This window comes from Actinosynnema sp. NPDC023658 (assembly GCF_040639995.1).
Lineage (GTDB): Bacteria > Actinomycetota > Actinomycetes > Mycobacteriales > Pseudonocardiaceae > Actinosynnema.
The window spans coordinates 1-2,059 of record NZ_JBFAAX010000959.1; the positions used below are offsets into that span (position 1 = coordinate 1).

At 71.8% G+C, this 2,059-nt stretch carries 2 protein-coding genes; one reads left to right on the plus strand and one right to left on the minus strand.

Annotated elements, in window-relative coordinates; translation table 11 throughout:
- Positions 1-1,036 (minus strand): AAA family ATPase (locus tag AB0G02_RS36910; protein ID WP_360804150.1); only part of this gene is annotated, 1,036 nt, incomplete at its 3' end.
- A 156-nt stretch (positions 1,037-1,192) separates the two neighbouring features.
- On the opposite strand from AB0G02_RS36910, the gene AB0G02_RS36915 reads away from it, so the two are divergent.
- Positions 1,193-2,059, plus strand: an 867-nt coding sequence (locus tag AB0G02_RS36915) for a hypothetical protein (protein ID WP_360804152.1), incomplete at its 3' end; no start/stop codon positions are given.

Genomic DNA, 2,059 nt, shown 5'->3' on the forward strand with positions numbered 1-2,059 from the left:
GGCCGAGCTCGGAGAACACCAGGTCGACGTCCATGGGGTGCAGGCGGAAGGTCCGGCTGGCGCGGTGCACGGTGACCATGCGACCGCGCGCGGCGAGCTCGGCCAGCGCGGCGGCCACGTCGAGATCCCGTGCGATCGGCCGCAGCACCGAGGTGACGGCCTCGGCGGTGCTCGGCCGCCCGAAGACCGCGAGCACGTCCAGCACGAGCCGCGCCTCGTGGCCGAGCCGGCGGAAGCCGTCCTGGGCGAGGTTCGCGACCATGTCGCCCCGGACGGCGTAGGTGTCGAGCAGGTCTTCGAGCGTGGGCAGGGTCAGGTAGTCCTGGACCAGCGCGCCGAAGACCAGTTCGATGGCCCGCGGCACGCCGTGCACCCGGCGGACGGCTTGTTCGAGGTCGAGGTCGGACATCAGGTGCAGCCCCGCCTCGCCGTCGCGGTCCAGCTCCCGCAGCAGGGCGACGCCGTCGCTCGGCGGGAGGCCGTCGTCGAGGAAGATCCGCGCTTCGTACCGCCGCACCGCCGGCGGCAGGGCGATCGGCACCTGCGTGGTGACCAGCAGCCGGACCAGGTGGCGCGCGCGGAACAGCACCTCGAAGAAGTCGCGCAGGTCCCCGTCGGCCGGCTCGCCCACGTCGGTGAGGCGGTCCTCGACGTTGTCGAGCACCAGCAGGCACCTGCGCTCGGTGAACGCGTCGAACAGCGTGGTGACCTTGTCCATCACCGCGCGCGAGCCGGTCCACGCGGACAACAGCTCCTCCTCGGCGGCGCCGCCCAGCAGCCGGGCGCAGTCCAGGTAGATGCGCTCCAACGACAGGCCGCTCGTGCGGCTGCTGATGTTCGCGATCAGCCAGGGGACGTCGCCGCCCTCGATGCGCGTCACGATCCGCGCGGCCAGGGCGCTCTTCCCGATGCCGCGACGCCCGACGATCGTCACCATCCGGGTGCGGTCGTCGGTGAGCGAAGCCAGCACCTCGTCCTGCTGTCGCGACCTGTCCTTGAACGTCTCCAGGCCGTAGGCGACCGGTGTGCCCACCACTCGCACAGGGCTGTCGGCGGCTGCTGCCACTGTGGCTCCACTCGACGGTCCCGGTAACGCGGGAGGGGTGGTCGGGTAAGAAGAAGGCATCCAGTCTCCCAGTTGCGCGCACCGGACGCAGCCACCGATTTCGCACGGTTTCCCAGGAGTGTGCCGATGTCGCGGGGAATAGTCACAGCCATCGCCGCCACCGCGTTCGGCCTGGCCCTGGTGGTCTGGGGGTGGGTGCTCCAGGGTCGGGACTACGTGCCCGCCCTGCTGCTGGAGATCGGGGCCTCCGTGGGCCTCGCGGTCCCGTTGATCGCGCTGAACCGGATGACGGAGAAGCGGGTGCGCCGCACCGAGGAGCACCTGGCCGACGTGCGCGAACGGGTGCGGGAGACCCAGGACCGGCTCGACGACCTCGGTGAGGTCACCCGCGACAGCCTGCTGGACCGGCACCGGCGCCGCGAGTCCCTCCTCCAGCAAGCCCTGCGGACGCCCACGCCGGACCGGCTGGCGGTGCTCCTGCGCGAGCTGGCCTCGATCAACGCGACGGACGCCGACGGGGTCAGGACGCGATTACCGGGGACGACCCGGTGGCTGCGCTTCACCACGACCGGCGACGAGGGCGGCCTGCGCGTCGTCGAGGAACGGCGTGACGGCACGGAGGTCGCCGCCGCGCGCTGGTCGAGGGGTGAGCGGGTCCACCTGGTCGCGAGCGCCCTCAAGTGCGACGACGACCGGTTCGAAGCGGGGTGCCGGGCGGTCGTGAAGACCCTGATGACCGCCTTGGCGGCGCGGGTCGGTGAGGCGGGGCTGAACCTCGGGCCGGTGATCGAGGTGCCGAACGAGCAGTGGGCGATCTGCAGCGACGGCCTGCGGTGCACGCAGCGCTACGTGCACCTGACGGTCGACCAGCTGCTCGACTCCCACCAGGACTGGCGCAGCCACACGCTCGGCAAGCCGTGGGTGGACCGGGAGATGTTCCTGGACGCCTACCAGATCGCCTCGGAACTGCTGGCCACCCGGCGGCGGTCGAAG